Below are 17,592 nucleotides of genomic sequence, written 5' to 3' on the forward strand. Positions count from 1 at the left end.
ATAACAGTCTGCCTCAGGCTGCCTGTCCTTCGGTGGTGCCGATTTCCTCAAGTACGTTTTCAACCGTGCGCGTCTTGCGTGTTCCCTCGTCAAGAATAAGGATCTCGCCCTTGGGAATGTCGTAGAACCAGCCCTGAAGTTTCAGTTCACCCTGTGCCAGTGCTCGGACAACCGTGGGGTGCGTCCGCAGATGTACGAGCTGAAGCAGCACATTGTATTCGGCGAGCGAGCGGATGTCTTCCGGCCCGGCATCCTCGGCCTTCAGGTCGCCCAGAGCCGCCCGGGCTGCCTCACCATGACGCATCCAGCTCTTGACCGTCGGCAGGCTGTCCAGTTTCGGCGAGTTCAGATCCATCAGCGCGCCCATGGCGCCACAGTTGGAGTGACCGCAGATGATGACGTTCTTCACCTTGAGCGCGCCAACCGCATATTCAATGGCGGACGACACCCCGCCCAGCATCTCGCCATAGGCCGGCACGATATTGCCGACATTGCGCACGATGAAGAGTTCGCCAGGCTCCGTCTGGGTAATGAGACTGGGGCTGATCCGGCTGTCGGCGCAGGTAATGAACAGGGTGGACGGAGACTGGCTGGAGGCTAGGCTCTCGAACAGTTCCGCATTTTCCGGATAGACGTCCGTTTCGAATTTCCGGACGCCGCCCAGCAGTTTCGCCAGAGTATCACGACCACAGGCCATGGTGTTCTCCTTCATCTTGAACTACCGGGCAGTTAGAAGGCTTTGTCAGGGCAGGTAAAGCATGATTCCGGTCAGCCCATGCTTTGTAACCGCCCTGACATACCATGACGTGTTTTCTTATGCAGATTCCAGTGTCTTGCGCAGCATGGCAAACACCGCCTCCGAGTCCGCATTCGGCCCCCCGGCCTGCGCCATGTCCGGACGGCCACCGCCACCTTTTCCGCCCATCAGGGCCGAAGCCTCCCTAACCAGCTTCACGGCATCCAGACGGTCCGTCAGGTCCTTGGTCACAGCGATCACGATGCTGCCACGGCCATCGGCATTGGACATGAGCGCCACAACACCGGAGCCGATCTGCTTGGAGATGCTCTCCGCCAGACCCTTGAGTTCCTTCGGGCTGACATCGCCCAGATCACGCGCGGAAAGCGTGATGCCGTTGATATTTTCGGTGGCACTGGTGCCTTCGCCAGTCGCGAGCTTGCGCTGCAGGTCAGAAACCTGAGCGGTCAGGGCCTTGCGCTCTTCCAGAAGCGCCGCCACGCGGGAGGCGGCATCGGTGACCGGAACCTTGAGCAGGTCAGCAATCTGCTTCAGACGGCTCTCGGTCTCCAGCGCAAGTGCTTCAGCAGCGAGGCCACAGACGGCCTCGATCCGGCGCACGCCAGCCGAGACGCCGCTTTCCGAGACGATCCGGAACGGCCCGATCTCACCAACGCGTCCCACATGCGTGCCACCACAAAGTTCGATGGAATAGGCCGGACGATCGTCGTCGCCCTTGCCCATTGAGACCACGCGGACCTCATCGCCATATTTCTCGCCGAATAGGGCCATGGCACCTTCCGCCACGGCTTCTTCCTGCGTCATCAGGCGCGTTTCGACCGGGGCGTTCTCGCGGATGCGGGCATTGACCTCGGCCTCGACCGCCGCCAATTCCTCATCCGTCAGCGGACGCGGCTGGCTGATATCGAAGCGCAGACGCTCCGGCGCATTCAGGCTGCCCTTCTGCGTGACATGCGTGCCGACCTGCCGACGCAGGGCTTCATGCAGCAGATGGGTTGCGGAGTGATGGCCACGAACTGCCGTGCGGCGTGCGTGATCGATCTCTGCATGAACCGCCATGCCCGGCTTCAGCGTCCCTTCGACAACCTTACCATAATGCACAATCAGATCGCCGTTGCGCTTCTGCGTATCGGTGATCTCGACCCGCACGCCCGGAGCCGTCAGTGTTCCATGATCACCAACCTGACCGCCGCTTTCGCCATAGAACGGCGTCTGGTTCAGCAGGATTGCGACCGTGTCGTCACCAGCAGGCGCCTCGGCCAGTTCGTCATTGCCACGGAAAACGCCCTGAACTTCCGCATCGGCCTTTTCGGACACATAACCGAGGAACTCGCTCGGACCGTGTTTGTCGCGCGCGTCGAACCACACGGTCTCGGCCGCGGCATCGCCCGATCCGACCCAGGCCGCACGCGCACGCTTGCGCTGCTCGGCCATCGCCGTCTCGAAACCGGCTTCATCAACCGTGCGGCCCTTTTCACGCAGTGCATCCTGCGTCAGATCCAGCGGGAAACCGAACGTGTCATAGAGCTTGAAGGCTACGTCGCCCGGAAGGGCTTCCTTGTCGCCCAGACGGTCCAGCTCGTCGGACAGCAGCGTCAGGCCACGTTCCAGCAGGGCGGTGAAACGCTCTTCTTCGCCCTTCATCGTCTGTGCAATCAGGGCCTGATGCTGGACGAGTTCCGGATAGGCTGCACCCATCTGCTGGATCAGCGCCGGCAGCAGGCGATAAAACACCGGCTCCTTTGCGCCCATGATGTGCAGATGGCGCATGGCGCGGCGCATGATGCGACGCAGCACATAGCCGCGACCTTCCTTGGACGGCAGCACGCCATCAGCGATCAGGAACGCGGTGGAGCGCAGATGATCGGCCACAACGCGATGGCTGGCCTTGAACGGACCATCCGCGTCCTGGTGCATGATTTCGGCCGAGGCTTCGATCAGCGCACGCATCGTGTCGGTGTCGTAGTTGTCGCGCTTGCCCTGCATGATCGCGGCAAAACGTTCCAGCCCCATGCCCGTGTCGATCGACGGCCGCGGCAGCGCATCGCGCGAACCATCCGGCTGGTCGAGGAACTGCATGAACACCAGGTTCCAGATCTCGACGAAGCGGTCCCCATCTTCATCCGCGCTCCCCGGGGGGCCACCGAATACACTGTCACCATGATCGTAGAAGATCTCGGAGCACGGACCACACGGTCCCGTGTCACCCATGCGCCAGAAATTGTCGGAGGTGCCGATGCGGATGATCCGGTCGTCGGACAGGCCGGCGATCTTCTTCCACAGATCGGCTGCATCCTCGTCCTCCGCATAGACGGTGGCGAGCAGCTTGTCTTTCGGAAGACCGAAATCGCGCGTCAGCAGCGTCCAGGCGAATTCGATGGCTTCAGGCTTGAAGTAATCCCCGAAGCTGAAATTACCCATCATTTCGAAGAACGTATGGTGGCGCGCCGTATATCCAACATTGTCGAGATCGTTGTGCTTGCCCCCCGCCCGCACGACCTTCTGCGCCGTGGTGGCGCGCGAGTAGGGGCGCGTTTCCTGGCCGGTGAAGACGTTCTTGAACGGCACCATGCCAGCATTGGTGAACAGCAATGTCGGGTCGTTCTGCGGCACCAGGGATGCCGAAGGAACGATGCGGTGGCCCTGCGAACCAAAGTATTCGAGAAAGGCCGATCTGATATCGTTGGTGCTGGTCATGATGAGGGAGCGTCAGTTCCGGGAAGACAGGGAAATAATCTGCCTGTCCTTAGACTATTGTGACCGCCTTGGAAATGCAGCCCTCAGTCATTGCGGCCATGCGGTCCGGTGCTGTCGTCGGGAAGAACGGACAGGTTGGAGGTGGCTTCCGGCATTGCGCCGTCAGTCTGCGCCCGGAAGACGAGGCGTCGCGAAAGATTGAAATTGGCGATCATGCCGCACAGTGCACCTGCGGCAAGTGCAATCACCGGATGACGAACGGTCAGCGGAACTGTTGCATACAGCAAAAAGACCATGCCGCGGTTGAGGAGAAATCCGAACGAATTGGCCAGCAGGAATCGCAGCCACTGCAGAACCATGTGTTGGTTCGAGCCTGCCGAGAGGCGGAAAGTCCAGAACCGGTTGAGAAACCAGTTTTCGGTCGCCGCCACGAAATAGGCGATCAGGGTTGCTGCGGTCAGTCCCAGAGGTGCCCGGAGCAGCGACACCGTTCCCCAGTCCACAAGAAACCCGAGACCGCCCACCGCCCCGAAACGCAGGAACTGATCAATGATTTCCGGTCGGTTGGATGGATGGAAAATGCGGCTGAGTGACAAGGAGCATGTCTCCGGGGTGTCGGGGTGCGCCCGCTCTAGCCTGTAGGGAAAGCCAGCCGCAAGGAGAGTTTCGTTTCCGGCATGATGGCTGCCCAAAGAAAAAGGCGCCCCGAAGGACGCCTTTCTCAAAACCGAAGTCGAAGACCCCGGCGGTCAGATCATGTCTGAATTACTTCAGGATGATCTCGACGCGACGGTTCTGCGGCTCGCGGGTGTTCGGGCCGGTCGGAACCAGCGGCTTGGACTCGCCGTAGCCGTGGATGTCGATGGCAGCAGCCGGGACACCGTCACGGATCAGCTCAGCCTTCACGCTGGAAGCGCGACGGTTGGACAGACCCAGGTTGTACTTCTCGCCACGGGGACCCGGGTGAGCAGCAGAGTTATCCGTGTAGCCGTTGACTTCGATGCGCGTCGTCTGGACGTGCGTGGAAGCCTGGGCTGCCTGGGCAACGATCTCACGGGCGCGGCCCGTCAGGTCAGACTTGTCCCAGTCGAAGAACACGAGATACGTGCGGGCCGGGGTCGGAGCCGGCGGCACAACAACCGGAGCCGGCGGCGGCGGCGGCGGAGCCGTGTCGAAGGCATAGCGCAGGCCCAGGATGAACTGGTGCGAGAAGCGCTGGTCGAAGTTCACGTTGCCCTTGTGAACGCCGGAAGCGTTGTAGGCCGTGGAACGATACGGACCGTTGACGAAGTCCTGACCGATGAAACGGTATTCCGTCGTGACGGCCAGACCCGGAACGTTCGGGATGTCGTAGGCTGCACCGACGATGCCCTGGTACGCGAAGCTGCCCTGCGTGCCGCCCATGCGGTCAACAGCGCCGTTCACGTAGTTGGTCGTGGTCGGGTTGTAGTGCTGCCACAGATAGCCGGCACCGACACCGACGAACGGCGTGACGGGGACGTTCAGGCCGAAGTTGGCGAGATCGATGTCATACAGCACGTTGACGAGGCCACCATAAGCCTGGTCGGACCCGTGGGTCATGCCGTTAACAGCCGTCGGGCGACGGTGGTTGATCTGGGAGTAGTTGTACAGACCCTCGACTTCAACGCGCAGGCCGTTACCGAAGCCCCAGCCGAATGCACCGAAACCGGTGAAGCCGTCGTGGTGGCGGTAGCGGGAGCTCGAAGCAGCGTTGCTGCTCGTGCCGTCAGCCTGCGTCGTCGGCGAGAAGGAGCCGTGCTGCTGCTGAACCAGGTTGTAACCACCGCCGATGTTGACATAGGGGCCGGTGATCGTGCTGGCCATGGCAAGCGACGGTGCGGCGACCATCGACGTCATGGCAAGGAGTGCCGTGCGGAGACGCATGTTTTCGTCCTCTTAGTGACTAACGTTCGAGCCGTTGGAAAATGCTTTCACCAACGGACCCAGCGCGATGCATAAGCGCATATAGAGCTCAGAGTTCCCCGGGACAAAGCCAGTCAGGGTCTTCAGGCTCTACTCGGGGTAGGGGAGTGACATAAAAGCCACATTCCATTTCGCCCGCTTCACGATCTACGCCTCGCGTCTACGTTGCCTTAGCTCATGGTTCCAGCAGAAGCCAGAGGCTGGAGCAGAAATCAGCTATGCAAAAATGGAAGCAAAACAGGCATTTAGCTGCGATGTGACGGAATTTTAACATTCCTCACGGACGGCAGCCTTCGCGGATGAGCAGATTACGCACTGTTTCTGAAGAAATATCACGGGTCGTGAAGGCCTTCCCGATCCCGCGCAGCAGAACGAAGGCAACCTTCCCGTCCTGCATTTTCTTGTCCCGAGTCATGTGGCGCAGAAGTGTGTCGGCAGAGAACGACTCCCGGAACCAGTCAAAACTCACCGGCATGTCGAGACTGCGCAGATGACGGTCCAGTCGATGCAGGTCTTCGACGGGCGCGTACCCCAGTTCTACCGACAGGGCCATGGCCAGATGAATCCCGATCGAGACCCCTTCGCCGTGGAGGAGGCGTCCGTCATATCCCAGTTCCGCTTCCAGGGCGTGTCCGAACGTATGCCCCAGATTGAGCAGCGCCCGGCCACCGACAGAGGCCTGTTCCTTTTCATCCGTCGCCACAACCGCCGCCTTGAAAGCGCAGGCCCGACGGACCGCTTCCGCCAAGGCAGCGGGATCGCCGTCCAGCACCGCGTGTCCATGGGCTTCGCACCAGGCGAAAAGCTCCGGATCGGCGATGAGGCCGGATTTGACGATCTCGGCATATCCCGCAACGCGCTGGCGACGGGGCAGGGTCGCCAGCGCGGAACTGTCAGCGAGAACCGCGATGGGCTGATGGAACGCCCCGATCAGGTTCTTGCCCGCTGCGGCATTGATTCCTGTTTTGCCGCCGACGCTGCTGTCCACCTGCGAGAGCAGTGTGGTCGGGATCTGCACGAAGGGCAGTCCGCGCAGGGCCGTAGCCGCGACAAACCCAGCCAGGTCGCCCACGACTCCGCCTCCCAGAGCGACAATGGTTGTCTTGCGCTCGATGCCCGTGGACAGAAGCTGGTTCATGACATCGCCGTAGCAGGCGAGGGACTTGCTTTCCTCGCCACCCGGAACCGAAATCACATCCGCGCGGATGCCGGTTTCCTCGAACGACGCGAGAAGCCGCGGCAGATGCAGGCCAGCCACGGTCATATCCGTAATAACGACGACGCGCTTCTGAGGCAGGTGCGGGGCCAGCCGGGCGCCGGCCCGCGAAATGAGATCCGGTCCGATCAGCAGATCATAATTATGATGGCTGAGGGAGACATGCACTGTCTCCGGCCTGCGATATTCTTCCAGGACTTCCCGTACGCGCTGCACGCCCTGTTCCACCGTGTCATCTCCACAATCGATAATGATGTCCGCCTCGGCGTAGACGGGGTAACGCAGCCCGACCAGCCGCTCCAGCACCTCATCCGGGCGTCCCTGCGCCAGAAGCGGACGTCCCGCACGTCCGGCAACCCGCTTGACGAGGACGTGCACCGGCGCGCGCAGCCAGACCGAAACCGCATGACGGCGGACCAGATGGCGCGTCTGTGCATCCATCCAGGCTCCACCGCCCGTAGCGAGGATGCAGGCTGGGCCGTCGAGGAGTCGCTGGATGACGCGGCGTTCGCCGTCCCGGAACGATGCTTCGCCATGGCGGGCGAAGATTTCGGGAATCGAACAGCCGGCCGCTCTTTCGATCTCGATATCGGCATCCACGAACGGCAGTCCGCAGATCTGGGCAAGGCGCCGTCCAATGGTGGTTTTGCCGGCCCCCATCATTCCAACGAGCACAACCGTACGTGACGGTATGCCATCGGGCGAGAAAAAGGGTTCCGGCTTGGCTGAAAGGGGGAAAGGCAGGCGTGACATGCCCTGCTACCTATCATAGGAGAAGGAACACGTCCTGCCCTCACTTCGAGACCTTTTTCAATGGCAAATCTTGATCGTTCCCTTTTCCGCCTGCCGATGATCGGCGGGGCTGTTGCCGTCCTTCTTGTTCTGGGCGCTGGCGGAGCGTTTCTGCGTCTGGGCATGACCGCCACCCCACCCGCCCAGACCATGGTTCACAAAGATCTGTCCGGAGGCGCGTTCGCAGCTTCCACCACTCCGCAGGCCGCGCTCCCGGCTATGCCGCCCGTGCCGGCAGCCGGACCGATGCCGGCCGCCCAGCCGGCTCCGGCACCCGCCACGGTTCCGGCTTCCGCCCCCGTTGCGGCTGCTCCGGCCGCCCCCGCTGTCCAGTTGACGCCTTCCACGCCGCTGCCGACGATGCCGGCTCCCAAGGCAGCGCCGGCCCAGCCGATGCCTGCTGCTCCCGTCGCACCGACTCCCGCGCACTGATCCGTCCCTCATGGCGCGCTGCAGTGACGTCCAGGGGGACAGCAGGCATGTCGAGGCTTTTCTGGAGATGCTTGCCGCCGAGCGCGGCGCGGCACTGAAAACCCGACAGGCTTACGCCTCGGACCTCGCCGATTTCGCACTCCATTGCGTGCCGCTCTCCCTGTCTGAAGCGCGGGGAGAGCATGTCCAGTCCTATCTTGCGGAACTGTCCCGTGCGGGCCTGGCGGCCCGGACCGCCGCACGCCGCCTGTCCTGCCTGCGCCAGTTCTACCGCTTCCTGATGCTCGAGTCGGTACGTGAGGACGATCCGACCGAGCGTCAGCAGGCTCCCAAAATCGCATCGTCCCTTCCCAGGCCTCTGGACGAGGACGAAATCCGCCTTCTGCTGGAAACCGGCACGCGCGGTCATGAAAACGAACGTCGGGACATCGTCTCGCGGGCCGCACTGGAGCTGCTCTACACGACCGGTCTGCGCATTTCCGAACTGCTTGCCCTCCCTGTGTCCTGCGTGCATGTCCGCGGACCGATGCTTCTGGTGCGGGGGAAAGGCGGCCGGGAACGGCTGGTGCCCTTATCCCAGAGTGCGCGGGCGGCGGCGGATCAACTCGTGCATTTCGATCGCGATCTCGGCAGTCCCTGGCTCTTTCCGGGACGCAACCCGCAGAAACATCTCACGCGGCAGGGATTCGACAAGATCCTGCTCGCTTGTGCCCTGAAAGCCGGACTGGACCCCGACCGTGTCAGTCCGCACGTCCTGCGGCATTCGTTTGCCAGCCATCTTCTGGCGAATGGAGCTGATCTGAGGGCGCTCCAGATGCTTCTGGGCCATGCCGATATCGCCACCACGCAGATCTATACGCAGGTCATGTCCGAGCGCCTGCGACAGGCCGTGGCGGCGCATCATCCGCTGGCACGGAAAGCCGGGGCCCCGGTCGATGCGGACTGAACCGATCATTCCGCATGCCGCAGGGACTGTTTCCGGACGCGCAGGCGTGCTATCGGGCTGGCCATGCGCCAATTCCTAGATTTCGAGAAGTCGGTCGCCGAACTCGAGACCAAGATCGACGAACTCCGCCAGATGGGCAGCCAGGGCAAGGACTCCGGCACCAGCGGCATCAATATCGATGACGAGATTGCCCGTCTGTCCGAGAAGGCCGACAAGCAGCTCCGCTCGACCTATGCCAAGCTGACGCCGCTGCAGAAAGTGCAGGTGGCCCGTCATGCCCAGCGCCCGAAGGCTCTGGATTATGTGCATCAGCTGCTAACGGACTACACGCCGCTGGCGGGTGATCGCGCCTTTGGTGACGATGACGCCATGATCGGTGGTCTGGCCCGTTTCCGCGGCGAGCCGGTTGTCGTCGTTGGCACCGAGCGTGGCCACGACACCGAAACGCGCCTGAAGCACAATTTCGGCATGGCCCGTCCCGAGGGCTACCGTAAGGCGCAGCGCCTGATCGAAATGGCTGGACGTTTCGGCCTGCCGGTCCTGAGCTTCATCGACACCGCTGGTGCCTGGCCCGGAATCGACGCCGAAGCGCGCGGACAGGCGCAGGCCATCGCAAAATCGATCGATGTCTGCCTCAAGGCTCCCGTACCACTGGTCGTGACCGTGATCGGCGAGGGCGGCTCTGGCGGTGCCATCGCCATCGGTGCGGGCGACCGCATCCTGATGCTCGAGCACTCGATCTATTCCGTGATTTCGCCAGAAGCGGCAGCGTCCATCCTGTGGCGTGATCCGAAGCTGGCTCCGGCAGCGGCCGAGGCACTCAAGCTGACAGCACAGGACCTTCAGTCCCTCGGCGTGATCGACCATATCATTCCAGAGCCTCTCGGTGGCGCCCAGCGCGCTCCGGAAGAAGCTGTCAAGGCGGTTGGGAATGCGATTGCCGAAGAGCTTGTTTCCCTTCAAGGACTCACCGGACCGGCGCTGATCCAGAAACGCCGTGACAAGTTCCTCTCCATGACGCGCGCTCCTCTGCACTGAGGAAGCCTTCAAAAGCCGCTGCTCCCCCGCAGCGGCTTTTGTTTTTTCAGGCTGGCAGTTTGTGCGCGGCTTCACCGGCCAGCGGCTCGCGTCCATGCGCCATGATGAGATCATGCAGCGCCAGTGCCGCTTTCCCGACCAGATCCCCGTCATAGCCCTTGGCGACCAGCGCCACACCGCTTGCGCCATCCGGCAGGTGGTAGGGGTAGGACCCGAGATCGATCGTCGGGAATGTTTTCTGCAACGTCGCCAGATCGGCGGCGAAGTCCCCTTCCTTCAGGCCTGCGGCATGCCAGCTTGCGGAAACGAGTGGCGCGCCCTTTTCCAGCTGCGGCACCAGCCACGCGACCATCGCGGCAAAGATCGACGGTACGCCAGCCATGACATGGACATTGCCAATGCTGAAGCCGGGCGCCACGGATACCGTGTTAAGGATCGGCGTTGAACCTTCGGGTAGATAGGCCATGCGCTGGCGGGCGGCGTTGAAGCGGTCCGCCCCCAGTTTCGCCTCAAGCAGCCGGAAGCTTTCCTCATGCCGGACCAGCGGCGCCCCCATCGCGGTTGCGACGCATTCGGCCGTGATGTCGTCATGCGTTGGTCCGATGCCGCCGGACGTGAAAACGATGTCGAAGGCCGCGCTACATTCGCGAACCGTCCGTACGATCCGGTCTTCGATGTCGGGAATGACCCGGACTTCCATGAGCCGGATTCCCTGTTCATTCAGGGCCTGAGCCAGAACCCGCGTATTGGCGTCCTGCGTGCGCCCCGAGAGGATCTCGTTGCCGATGACGAGAAAACAGGCAGTTTTTTGAAGCATCTGTCCGCTCCTGATAGTCTTCGCCACAGAACGTAACGGCTCGCCCCGCGTTGTCGAGGACAAACCCGCTCCGGACTTTCGTTTTCATCAGGAGGAACCATGACCAGCATCCCGCTTCACCAGCCCGAATGCATTCTCGATCTGCGCGCGACGCTGGGGGAGGGGCCTGTCTGGATTGAGGGCGAAAAAAGCCTGTATTTCGTGGATATCCCCGAAGCAAAGATCCATCGCTTCACACCCGCCAGTGGTGCCCATCAGACATGGTCCGCGCCAGATCGCGTGGCGTTCCTGCTTCCTGTCGCGGACGGGACATTTCTGGCCGGGATGCCGGACGGCCTGCGCCGTTTTGATCCACGCACGGGCAACTTCTCCGAGCACACGATCGTGGAAGCCGGGAAGCCCCGCAACCGGCTCAATGATGGCTGTGTCGATCCGCAGGGGCGTGTCTGGTTCGGCACCATGGACGATGGCGAGGAGAACCCGTCCGGTTCGATCTATCGCGTCGTTCACGACAGCAAGGGACTGAACATTACTCATCACGACGAAGGCTATACCGTTTCCAACGGTCCGGCCGTCTCCCCGTGCGGCAAGGTGCTGTATGTCTGCGACAGCCCGGAACAGACGATCTACGCCTTCGATATCGAAGCAGATGGCGATCTCGCAAACGAGCGTGTCTTCGCCCGGCTGGAGCACGGCTATCCCGACGGGATCGTGACCGACAGTGAAGGGACTATCTGGTGTGGAACCTGGGGTGGGGGCCGTGTGGCGCGTTTCAAACCGGATGGTACGGAACTGCCGCCGATTCCCATGCCCGTCACGAATGTCACGAAAGTCGCTTTTGGTGGCGATGACCTGAAAACGGTCTTCGTGACGACAGCGCGCAAGGGGCTGGATGCGGAGACGCTGGCGAAAGAACCGCAGGCCGGCTCCCTGTTTGCTTTCCGCACGGACGTTGCCGGTGTGCCGCAGCAGGTCTTCCGTCTGAACTAGCCCAGAAGCTCCTGCAGAAGCGGGATCAGCGGAAGGTCAGGATCGGGCATGGCATAGCGGCCAAGATCGACGGCCGCGACCCATTCCAGCATCTGGCCTTCGCGAGGGGTGGGAACACCCCGCCAGCGCCGCACCACATAAAGCGGCATCAGCAGATGGAACGGCCCGGCGTTTTCGCTGACGAAGGTGAAGGGTGCCAGACAGGCCCCCGTCAGATCCAGCCCTAGCTCCTCGCGCATTTCCCTGATCAGCGCCTGCTCAGGCGTTTCGTCGCGCTCGACCTTGCCACCGGGGAACTCCCAAAGTCCCGCAAGACGCTTCCCTTCCGGGCGTCGGGCGAGAAGGATCCGTCCCTGCGCGTCGAGCAGGGCAGCCGCGACGACCAGCAATGTCCGCGGCTTTGGCGGCTCCGCAGCGAGGGGAGCGGGCGCGGCGGGAGGCGGGGGAGCCTCAACCGGTTCCTGCGTCTTCGCGAGGAACGTCGCACGGGGCAGTTCGAACAGATCGATCGGGCAGTCCTGTCCGCGCGAGACGAAACGGCGGCTGGATGTTCCCGTCTTCACAAAGCCGAGCTTTCCCAGAACGGCCGCTGACGCGATATTGTCCTGCGCGGCGTCGGCCGTGATCTTTTCCAGCCGCAGAACCGTCAGCCCCCATTCCACCACGCGCTCACCCGCCTGCGTGGTCAGGCCCTGTCCCCATTCCGTGGGGGCCAGCCAGTATCCGAGCGACCCGGAACGCCGGTCATCGGAGAGCACGAGCGCGATCGCGCCCAGAAGCGCTCCGTCGCGGGTAATGGCAAAATGATGCGCGCTGCCCTGGGCGCTGTCGCGACGGGTGGAGTCGATCCACTGTTCCGCCAGTTCGCGGGGATAGGGGAAGGGCAGGCGACTGAGCATCCGGACGACGCTCCAGTCGTTGATGAGACGATGGATTGCCGGGGCGTCACCCGGCTGCAGGGAGCGCAGAACGAGTCTCCCTGCCTTGAGTTCTGGTGTCATGTCAGGACGAAGACACCTGATCGCCCGCCGGCTTGTCGGCCGGAACGCCACACCGGGCCAGAAGCCTGCGCAGCATGTTGATGACCGGGAAGACTTCCTGATTGTGGTCGCCGCCCAGTTCGTTCCAGGCCGCCTGTTCCAGCTCCACGATATCCCGGTCTTCCTTGAAGATCCGCTCCGTGAATGCGACGAGGAATGGCCAGGCGATATCGAGAACTAGCTTTGCCTTCGGGCGGCGGATCGACAGCAGCCCGAATACACGGCAGGTCTTCTCTTCAGCGTCCTGCGGTACGTACACGATCCACAGATCCATGACCGGCGGCTCGTCACCCGTCGCGATGCGCAGCGTCTGGTACGGATATTCCGTCCGGATCGTCATGACATCCTTGTGGGCGTATTTCTCGCTCGCGTCGCGACGCTCACCGAAGATGAACGTCTCGCCCCAGGGCTGCTTGCCGCCAGTGCGTGCGAAGCTGTAGCGCGCCTCGACCAGCGTGGGCTCGTCCCTGCCGCCGAGGAAACGCGGCTTCATCTGGCCCATCTGCTTCATGTGCATGAACTGATGGTTCATATCCATCAGGTTCTCATGCATGAAACTGTAATGGCAGGCGACTGTCTCGCCGAAACGGCGCGTCTTGTATTCGGGGTTGCCTACCGAGCCCAGCTGCGGAAACGGCGTGCTCTCGGCCTTTGCGGGGTCGCCCGGGAAAATGAAGATCAGCCCGCCTTCCTCGCGGCACGGATAGGTCCGCACGCCGTTCGGCAGCTTGCCCTTCCCCAGATAGGGCACGTCGATGCAGCGTCCCGAACGGCCATAGGCCCAGCCATGATAGCAGCACTGGACCGCTTCACCACTGACTTTGCCAAGGCTGAGCGGAACCTGCCGGTGCGCACAGCGATCCTCGAGCGCGAATACGGTGCCATCCATCGGGCGTACGAGCGCGATCGGCTGCCCGGCATAGCGTGTGCCGATGGTCTTGCCGCGTTTGAGCTCGCGGGACCAGGCCACCGGATACCAGTAGTCAGGATTGGACAGGATGCGCCGAAGATCTCCGGTCTTTCGGATTACATCTTCCACGGGAGAATATTCACCGATATTCGGGTCGATTACCCGATCCGTGTCCGGAGATGTGCTTTCGGCAGCAGCAGAAGAGGCAGAAATAGTCTGCGACATGAGTATCCTGATCCGTGATGAAACCGCGACGTCGTCTTGTTGAGAATGAACTTAACAGGCAAAGCCCCACCACAGGAAGAGATCATTCTTCACCGGTGCAGCGCGTCTTTCCCGCAACATGCGGCACAAAAACCACCTTTTCGGTGTCATTGAAACATCATCTGGCAATGCTGGCGCTTTGCGGGCGGCGCAGGCACGTTTAGGAGACCGCTTCCCAAAGTTCATAAATCCCAGATTCCGGAGTTTCGGCCACGGTGCGAACCAGATCCCTGCTTCTTTCCTCCATCGCACTGTTTGCAGTCAGTCAGTCAGCCCTGGCTGCGGGTCATACGCCTCTTCAGGCCGCCGACGATGCAGCGCCGGTTACGGCACATGCCCGCACGCATGTGGCCGCGCGCCATGCCGGGAATGCCGCTCAGGTCGCGGGAGGCAAAAACACGCCGACCCGAAACACGCCTGCGCGCCGCAAGGCCGAGGCACTGGAATCCCATGCAACGGAAAGTGTCGCTGTTACCGGCCGTCAGCTGACGGGACGTGACGCCGAGCAGGCCGTCTCCAAGGCGATCATGCGCCAGTATGTCCCGGGAACCAGTGCCTACAAAATGCTCGACCGCACGCCGGGCGTGAGCTTTACGTCCACCGATCCATTCGGAATCGACAGTTTCGGCGCCAATCTCTACGTCCGCGGCTTCTTCATGAACCAGATGGGCGTCACGGTGGACGGCGTGCCCCTGAACGACCAGACCTACCAGTCCGTCAGCGGCATGAGCCTCGCCTCCGCTATCATCCCCGACGACATCCAGTCCATGCGCATGTCGCAGGGCGCGGGTTCGGTCGAACTGCCTTCAACCAACACGCTGGGTGGCACAATCCAGATTGGCTCTGCGGACCCCGAGGACAAGCGCGGCGGCAAGGTCAGCCAGTCCTTCGGCAGCTATGGCTCGTATCGCACCTATGTCCGTCTGGATTCCGGCAAGCTGAACCCGACCGGCACCAAGTTCTATACGTCCTATGCCCGCACCGATGAAGGCATGTGGATGGGAAGCGGCGACCAGTTCATGCAACAGGTGGACGCCAAGCTCGTCCAGCCGATCAATGAACGCAGCCGCATGTCCGCCTTCTTCAACTGGTCCAGCCTGGCGCAGTGGAACTATCCGGACACGTCCATCGGTATCCTGAAGAATCTCGGCTGGCGCACGCCGCATCTCTATCCGAATTACGGTCTGGCTTACGGCATCGCCAATGGGACAAGCGCACTGCCGGCCGGTTACGGGAATGTGCCGGGTATCGATGGCTCCAACATCGCCATGTATGACGGTGGCCAGGCCGAAACCAACTACATGGGCGGCCTGCATTTCGACCTCGCCCTGACCGATCACCTGACCTGGAACACCACGATCTACGGTCACAGCCAGACCGGCTATTACAGCTATACGGATTCGGACGATCCTTCGCCGAACGGGGCGCCATTTTCCGAAGAAGTCTGGCAGAACCGTCAGGAGCGTTACGGCCTCGATACCAGCCTGCGTTACAAATGGGGACGTCATACTTTCGAGGGGGGCGTCTGGTACGAGAACAACAACCAGCAGGCAGGGCTGTTCAATTATCAGCAGCCGCTTCTGGGGCAGGGCGCGCCGCTCAAGGCCGTTGGGCCCTATGATGTTTATGGTCCGGCGTTCCTCGAAGGCTACAACTTCCAGTGGACCACGAACGTCATGCAGTTCCATCTGCAGGACAGCATCCAGCTCGCCCAGGGCCTGACGCTGCATGCCGGGTTCAAGTCCATGACCGCGACGACCTCCGGGGGCGCGCAGTATAATAATGCCGACTGGACGGGAGCTGATGCCCTGCCGAACGGCTCCTTGACGGCTTCGCAGGCTTTCCTGCCGCACGTCAATCTGGACTGGCACATCAACCGCCACCATGAAATCTATGTGGATGTGGCCGAGAACATGCGGGCCTATGAGGTCTCGGCCTATGGCGTGGCGAACTCGGTCTATTCCGTGCAGGATCAGGCCACGTTCCAGGCCCAGAAGAAGTCTCTGGAGCCCTCCAAGGCCTGGGTCTATCTCGGCGGCTATCGCTACACGTCGAAGTACTTTCAGGTGAACGCCACCGTCTATCACGCCAGCCTGATCCACCCGATCCTGGCGGCCGCTGTCGGTTCCCTGACCAATCCGGTCTCGCAGGTCATCGATTTCGGCCACATCTCCATGACGGGTGCCAACGGCGACATCACCATCACCCCGATCGACGGCCTGAGCATCAGCAACAACCTGAGCTACAACAAGGGCACCTACGATCGGAATGTGGATACGGTTGGCGGCTATTACGCCCTGGCAGGCAAGAATATCGTCAACTATCCGGCCTGGATGTACAAGACATCAGTCGCTTACACCTGGAAGGGCATGACGGCGCATTTCGATGCGAACTACTATAGTCGTCGCTATTACAGCTTCATGAATGACACCTCGATCGGTGGATACTGGTTGGCTAACGCTGGTGCGCAGTATCGCTTCGGCAAGCTGAGTGTCCTCAAGGACGTCACAGCCAGCTTCAACGTCTACAACCTGTTCAACACCAAATACATCTCCATGATGGGTGAGAACGACAATCCTGCCGTGGGCGACTACCAGTCCATGGAGCGCGGTGCCGTCCGCGAGTTCTTCGGCACTGTCAGCGCGTCGTTCTGACCAGCGGGCAGGGCAGGCGGCGCTTTGGTCCGCCTGCCTTCATCGTCAGGAGAAAGCTGGCAAAGCTGCCGGGTCAGGGTCGTCGGCGTTCCGTCCCGTCAGACGGGCGCGGGCTGCACTCACAACACGCCTGCCTCGCCTCACAGTGCGTCGGAACAACTGCCGCAGAACAAGAATATTTTTTCCGGCTCCCGTCGTCAGCATCATAAACGCAAGGCTGGATGCCGCTTCGATGAAAGACGTGACTTCAAAGCTGGTGGCAAAGGTGAGAAAATCCGGAGCTATCTGTAGGCTTGCGGCAAAACCGTCATGGCCCAGTAACCACGTGGCACAACCCACAAGCAGAATAGTCCCCAGCGCAAGAATTCCCACAACGTGGGGAAATTCTTTTATCCATCTGCCGGGGCGCGTCACAAGCTGATCACGACAGATCCTGCCGACCGGCGTATCGGGGGCGGCGTAGGCCAGAAAAATCGCAGCAAACATGCAGAGAAGTATCAGGGGTGCCATGAGTGTAACCTCAGTTCTCGCCATCCGAAGAATGATAGTCCTTTTGGGATAGTCGGTTCGCAAGTGTTTTCAGATCGGCGACGCCGAGTGTGGCACGAAGGCTGTCAGGTATCAGCGCTGCGTTAAATGGTGCGCGCGTGGGAGCTTCTTCCTCCCTGCTTCCGGCCATGGTCCGGATTGTAGTCTGCGTGCCGAAAATCTGTGGGTGCCTGTTCTGCTGAAGATAGCGATCCAGTGTCGCTGCAGCGATCCAGCGGGCCTGTGTGTAGCCCTTTGCCAGAGCGGCCATGGCGAGGACGTGTGCAAGCAGGTAATCATCCGGTTTCAGGCCATGCTGCTGAATGAAGGCCGCTTCGTAGTAGTCCAGCCCCGTCGTGACAGCATTCTGCTCCAGCATCCTGTGCAGTTCAGTCCGCCGTTTCGTATCATTCGGGATCAGGGTACCCCAATTGATCGGGTCCTTTTCACGCTCTGCCTGATCGGCATCGAACATGGTCTTGAGACGCGGATTGTCTCCGGCCTGAGCCGTATTCACTGCGGTGGCCAAAAGGAAAAGCAGTCCGATGCCGTGAAGTATCTTCATGA

At 61.6% G+C, this 17,592-nt stretch carries 15 protein-coding genes; 5 read left to right on the plus strand and 10 right to left on the minus strand.

What is annotated here, in order from left to right:
• Nucleotides 1-13: 13 nt before the first annotated feature.
• The 5 genes from KP701_RS07780 to aroB form a co-directional block, all read right to left on the minus strand.
• Nucleotides 14-697 carry a carbonic anhydrase gene (locus KP701_RS07780; RefSeq protein WP_215746718.1) on the minus strand — a complete coding sequence of 228 codons (684 nt, stop codon included), beginning with the start codon at nt 695-697 and terminating at the stop codon, nt 14-16.
• A 117-nt stretch (nt 698-814) separates the two neighbouring features.
• Complete coding sequence (gene alaS, locus KP701_RS07785; RefSeq protein WP_215746636.1) at nt 815-3,454, minus strand: alanine--tRNA ligase; 2,640 nt, start codon at nt 3,452-3,454, stop codon at nt 815-817.
• Between the two features lie 83 nt (nt 3,455-3,537).
• Complete coding sequence (locus KP701_RS07790; RefSeq protein WP_215746637.1) at nt 3,538-4,050, minus strand: GtrA family protein; 513 nt, start codon at nt 4,048-4,050, stop codon at nt 3,538-3,540.
• Between the two features lie 169 nt (nt 4,051-4,219).
• Nucleotides 4,220-5,359 carry an OmpA family protein gene (locus KP701_RS07795; RefSeq protein ID WP_041112059.1) on the minus strand — a complete coding sequence of 380 codons (1,140 nt, stop codon included), beginning with the start codon at nt 5,357-5,359 and terminating at the stop codon, nt 4,220-4,222.
• 316 nt (nt 5,360-5,675) lie between these two features.
• Nucleotides 5,676-7,367: a 3-dehydroquinate synthase gene (gene aroB, locus KP701_RS07800; protein ID WP_215746638.1), complete on the minus strand. Its 1,692-nt coding sequence runs from the start codon at nt 7,365-7,367 to the stop codon at nt 5,676-5,678.
• Nucleotides 7,368-7,427: 60 nt separating this feature from the next.
• Here aroB and KP701_RS07805 point away from each other — a divergent pair, with 60 nt between their 5' ends.
• The 3 genes from KP701_RS07805 (at nt 7,428) to KP701_RS07815 (ending at nt 9,822) form a co-directional block, all read left to right on the plus strand.
• Nucleotides 7,428-7,838, plus strand: a complete 411-nt coding sequence (locus KP701_RS07805) for a hypothetical protein (RefSeq protein ID WP_215746640.1) — start codon at nt 7,428-7,430, stop codon at nt 7,836-7,838.
• A gap of 10 nt (nt 7,839-7,848) precedes the next feature.
• Nucleotides 7,849-8,784, plus strand: a complete 936-nt coding sequence (locus KP701_RS07810; protein ID WP_215746641.1) for a tyrosine recombinase — start codon at nt 7,849-7,851, stop codon at nt 8,782-8,784.
• Between the two features lie 63 nt (nt 8,785-8,847).
• The gene (locus KP701_RS07815; protein WP_215746643.1) at nt 8,848-9,822 is read left to right on the plus strand and encodes an acetyl-CoA carboxylase carboxyltransferase subunit alpha; all 975 of its coding nucleotides are present in this window, start codon (nt 8,848-8,850) and stop codon (nt 9,820-9,822) included.
• A gap of 46 nt (nt 9,823-9,868) precedes the next feature.
• Here KP701_RS07815 and KP701_RS07820 read toward each other — a convergent pair whose 3' ends face one another.
• Entirely contained in the window at nt 9,869-10,639 is a 771-nt protein-coding gene (locus KP701_RS07820; RefSeq protein ID WP_215746644.1) for a molybdopterin-binding protein, read from the minus strand.
• A gap of 99 nt (nt 10,640-10,738) precedes the next feature.
• Here KP701_RS07820 and KP701_RS07825 point away from each other — a divergent pair, with 99 nt between their 5' ends.
• A complete protein-coding gene (locus KP701_RS07825) occupies nt 10,739-11,629 on the plus strand; it encodes an SMP-30/gluconolactonase/LRE family protein (protein ID WP_215746646.1) in 891 nt (296 codons plus the stop codon).
• Here the strand turns inward: KP701_RS07825 and KP701_RS07830 are convergent.
• Together KP701_RS07830 and KP701_RS07835 are read right to left on the minus strand one after the other, a co-directional pair.
• Nucleotides 11,626-12,630 carry a bifunctional GNAT family N-acetyltransferase/(deoxy)nucleoside triphosphate pyrophosphohydrolase gene (locus KP701_RS07830; protein ID WP_215746647.1) on the minus strand — a complete coding sequence of 335 codons (1,005 nt, stop codon included), beginning with the start codon at nt 12,628-12,630 and terminating at the stop codon, nt 11,626-11,628. The two genes, KP701_RS07825 and KP701_RS07830, sit on opposite strands and share 4 nt — an antisense overlap.
• A 1-nt stretch (nt 12,631) precedes the next feature.
• Nucleotides 12,632-13,804: an aromatic ring-hydroxylating dioxygenase subunit alpha gene (locus KP701_RS07835; protein WP_252345481.1), complete on the minus strand. Its 1,173-nt coding sequence runs from the start codon at nt 13,802-13,804 to the stop codon at nt 12,632-12,634.
• Between the two features lie 479 nt (nt 13,805-14,283).
• Between KP701_RS07835 and KP701_RS07840 the strand changes: the two genes are divergently transcribed.
• Nucleotides 14,284-16,497, plus strand: a complete 2,214-nt coding sequence (locus KP701_RS07840; RefSeq protein WP_371818921.1) for a TonB-dependent receptor — start codon at nt 14,284-14,286, stop codon at nt 16,495-16,497.
• A 45-nt stretch (nt 16,498-16,542) separates the two neighbouring features.
• Here KP701_RS07840 and KP701_RS07845 read toward each other — a convergent pair whose 3' ends face one another.
• Both KP701_RS07845 and KP701_RS07850 read right to left on the minus strand, forming a co-directional pair.
• Nucleotides 16,543-17,007, minus strand: coding sequence for a hypothetical protein (locus KP701_RS07845; protein WP_215746649.1), 465 nt, complete (start codon nt 17,005-17,007; stop codon nt 16,543-16,545).
• 10 nt (nt 17,008-17,017) lie between these two features.
• The gene (locus KP701_RS07850; RefSeq protein WP_215746651.1) at nt 17,018-17,590 is read right to left on the minus strand and encodes a hypothetical protein; all 573 of its coding nucleotides are present in this window, start codon (nt 17,588-17,590) and stop codon (nt 17,018-17,020) included.
• Nucleotides 17,591-17,592 lie beyond the last annotated feature (2 nt).

This window comes from Gluconobacter sp. P1C6_b (assembly GCF_018811945.1).
Taxonomy (GTDB): Bacteria; Pseudomonadota; Alphaproteobacteria; order Acetobacterales; family Acetobacteraceae; genus Gluconobacter.

What these genes read in the sequence shown, in the direction of transcription:
- KP701_RS07780 (WP_215746718.1), bottom strand. Translation starts at nt 697, where the DNA reads ATGGCCTGTGGTCGTGATACTCTGGCGAAACTGCTGGGCGGCGTCCGG.
- alaS (WP_215746636.1), bottom strand. Translation starts at nt 3,454, where the DNA reads ATGACCAGCACCAACGATATCAGATCGGCCTTTCTCGAATACTTTGGT.
- KP701_RS07795 (WP_041112059.1), bottom strand. Translation starts at nt 5,359, where the DNA reads ATGCGTCTCCGCACGGCACTCCTTGCCATGACGTCGATGGTCGCCGCA.
- aroB (WP_215746638.1), bottom strand. Translation starts at nt 7,367, where the DNA reads ATGTCACGCCTGCCTTTCCCCCTTTCAGCCAAGCCGGAACCCTTTTTC.
- KP701_RS07805 (WP_215746640.1), top strand. Translation starts at nt 7,428, where the DNA reads ATGGCAAATCTTGATCGTTCCCTTTTCCGCCTGCCGATGATCGGCGGG.
- KP701_RS07810 (WP_215746641.1), top strand. Translation starts at nt 7,849, where the DNA reads ATGGCGCGCTGCAGTGACGTCCAGGGGGACAGCAGGCATGTCGAGGCT.
- KP701_RS07815 (WP_215746643.1), top strand. Translation starts at nt 8,848, where the DNA reads ATGCGCCAATTCCTAGATTTCGAGAAGTCGGTCGCCGAACTCGAGACC.
- KP701_RS07820 (WP_215746644.1), bottom strand. Translation starts at nt 10,639, where the DNA reads ATGCTTCAAAAAACTGCCTGTTTTCTCGTCATCGGCAACGAGATCCTC.
- KP701_RS07825 (WP_215746646.1), top strand. Translation starts at nt 10,739, where the DNA reads ATGACCAGCATCCCGCTTCACCAGCCCGAATGCATTCTCGATCTGCGC.
- KP701_RS07830 (WP_215746647.1), bottom strand. Translation starts at nt 12,630, where the DNA reads ATGACACCAGAACTCAAGGCAGGGAGACTCGTTCTGCGCTCCCTGCAG.
- KP701_RS07835 (WP_252345481.1), bottom strand. Translation starts at nt 13,804, where the DNA reads ATGTCGCAGACTATTTCTGCCTCTTCTGCTGCTGCCGAAAGCACATCT.
- KP701_RS07845 (WP_215746649.1), bottom strand. Translation starts at nt 17,007, where the DNA reads ATGGCACCCCTGATACTTCTCTGCATGTTTGCTGCGATTTTTCTGGCC.
- KP701_RS07850 (WP_215746651.1), bottom strand. Translation starts at nt 17,590, where the DNA reads ATGAAGATACTTCACGGCATCGGACTGCTTTTCCTTTTGGCCACCGCA.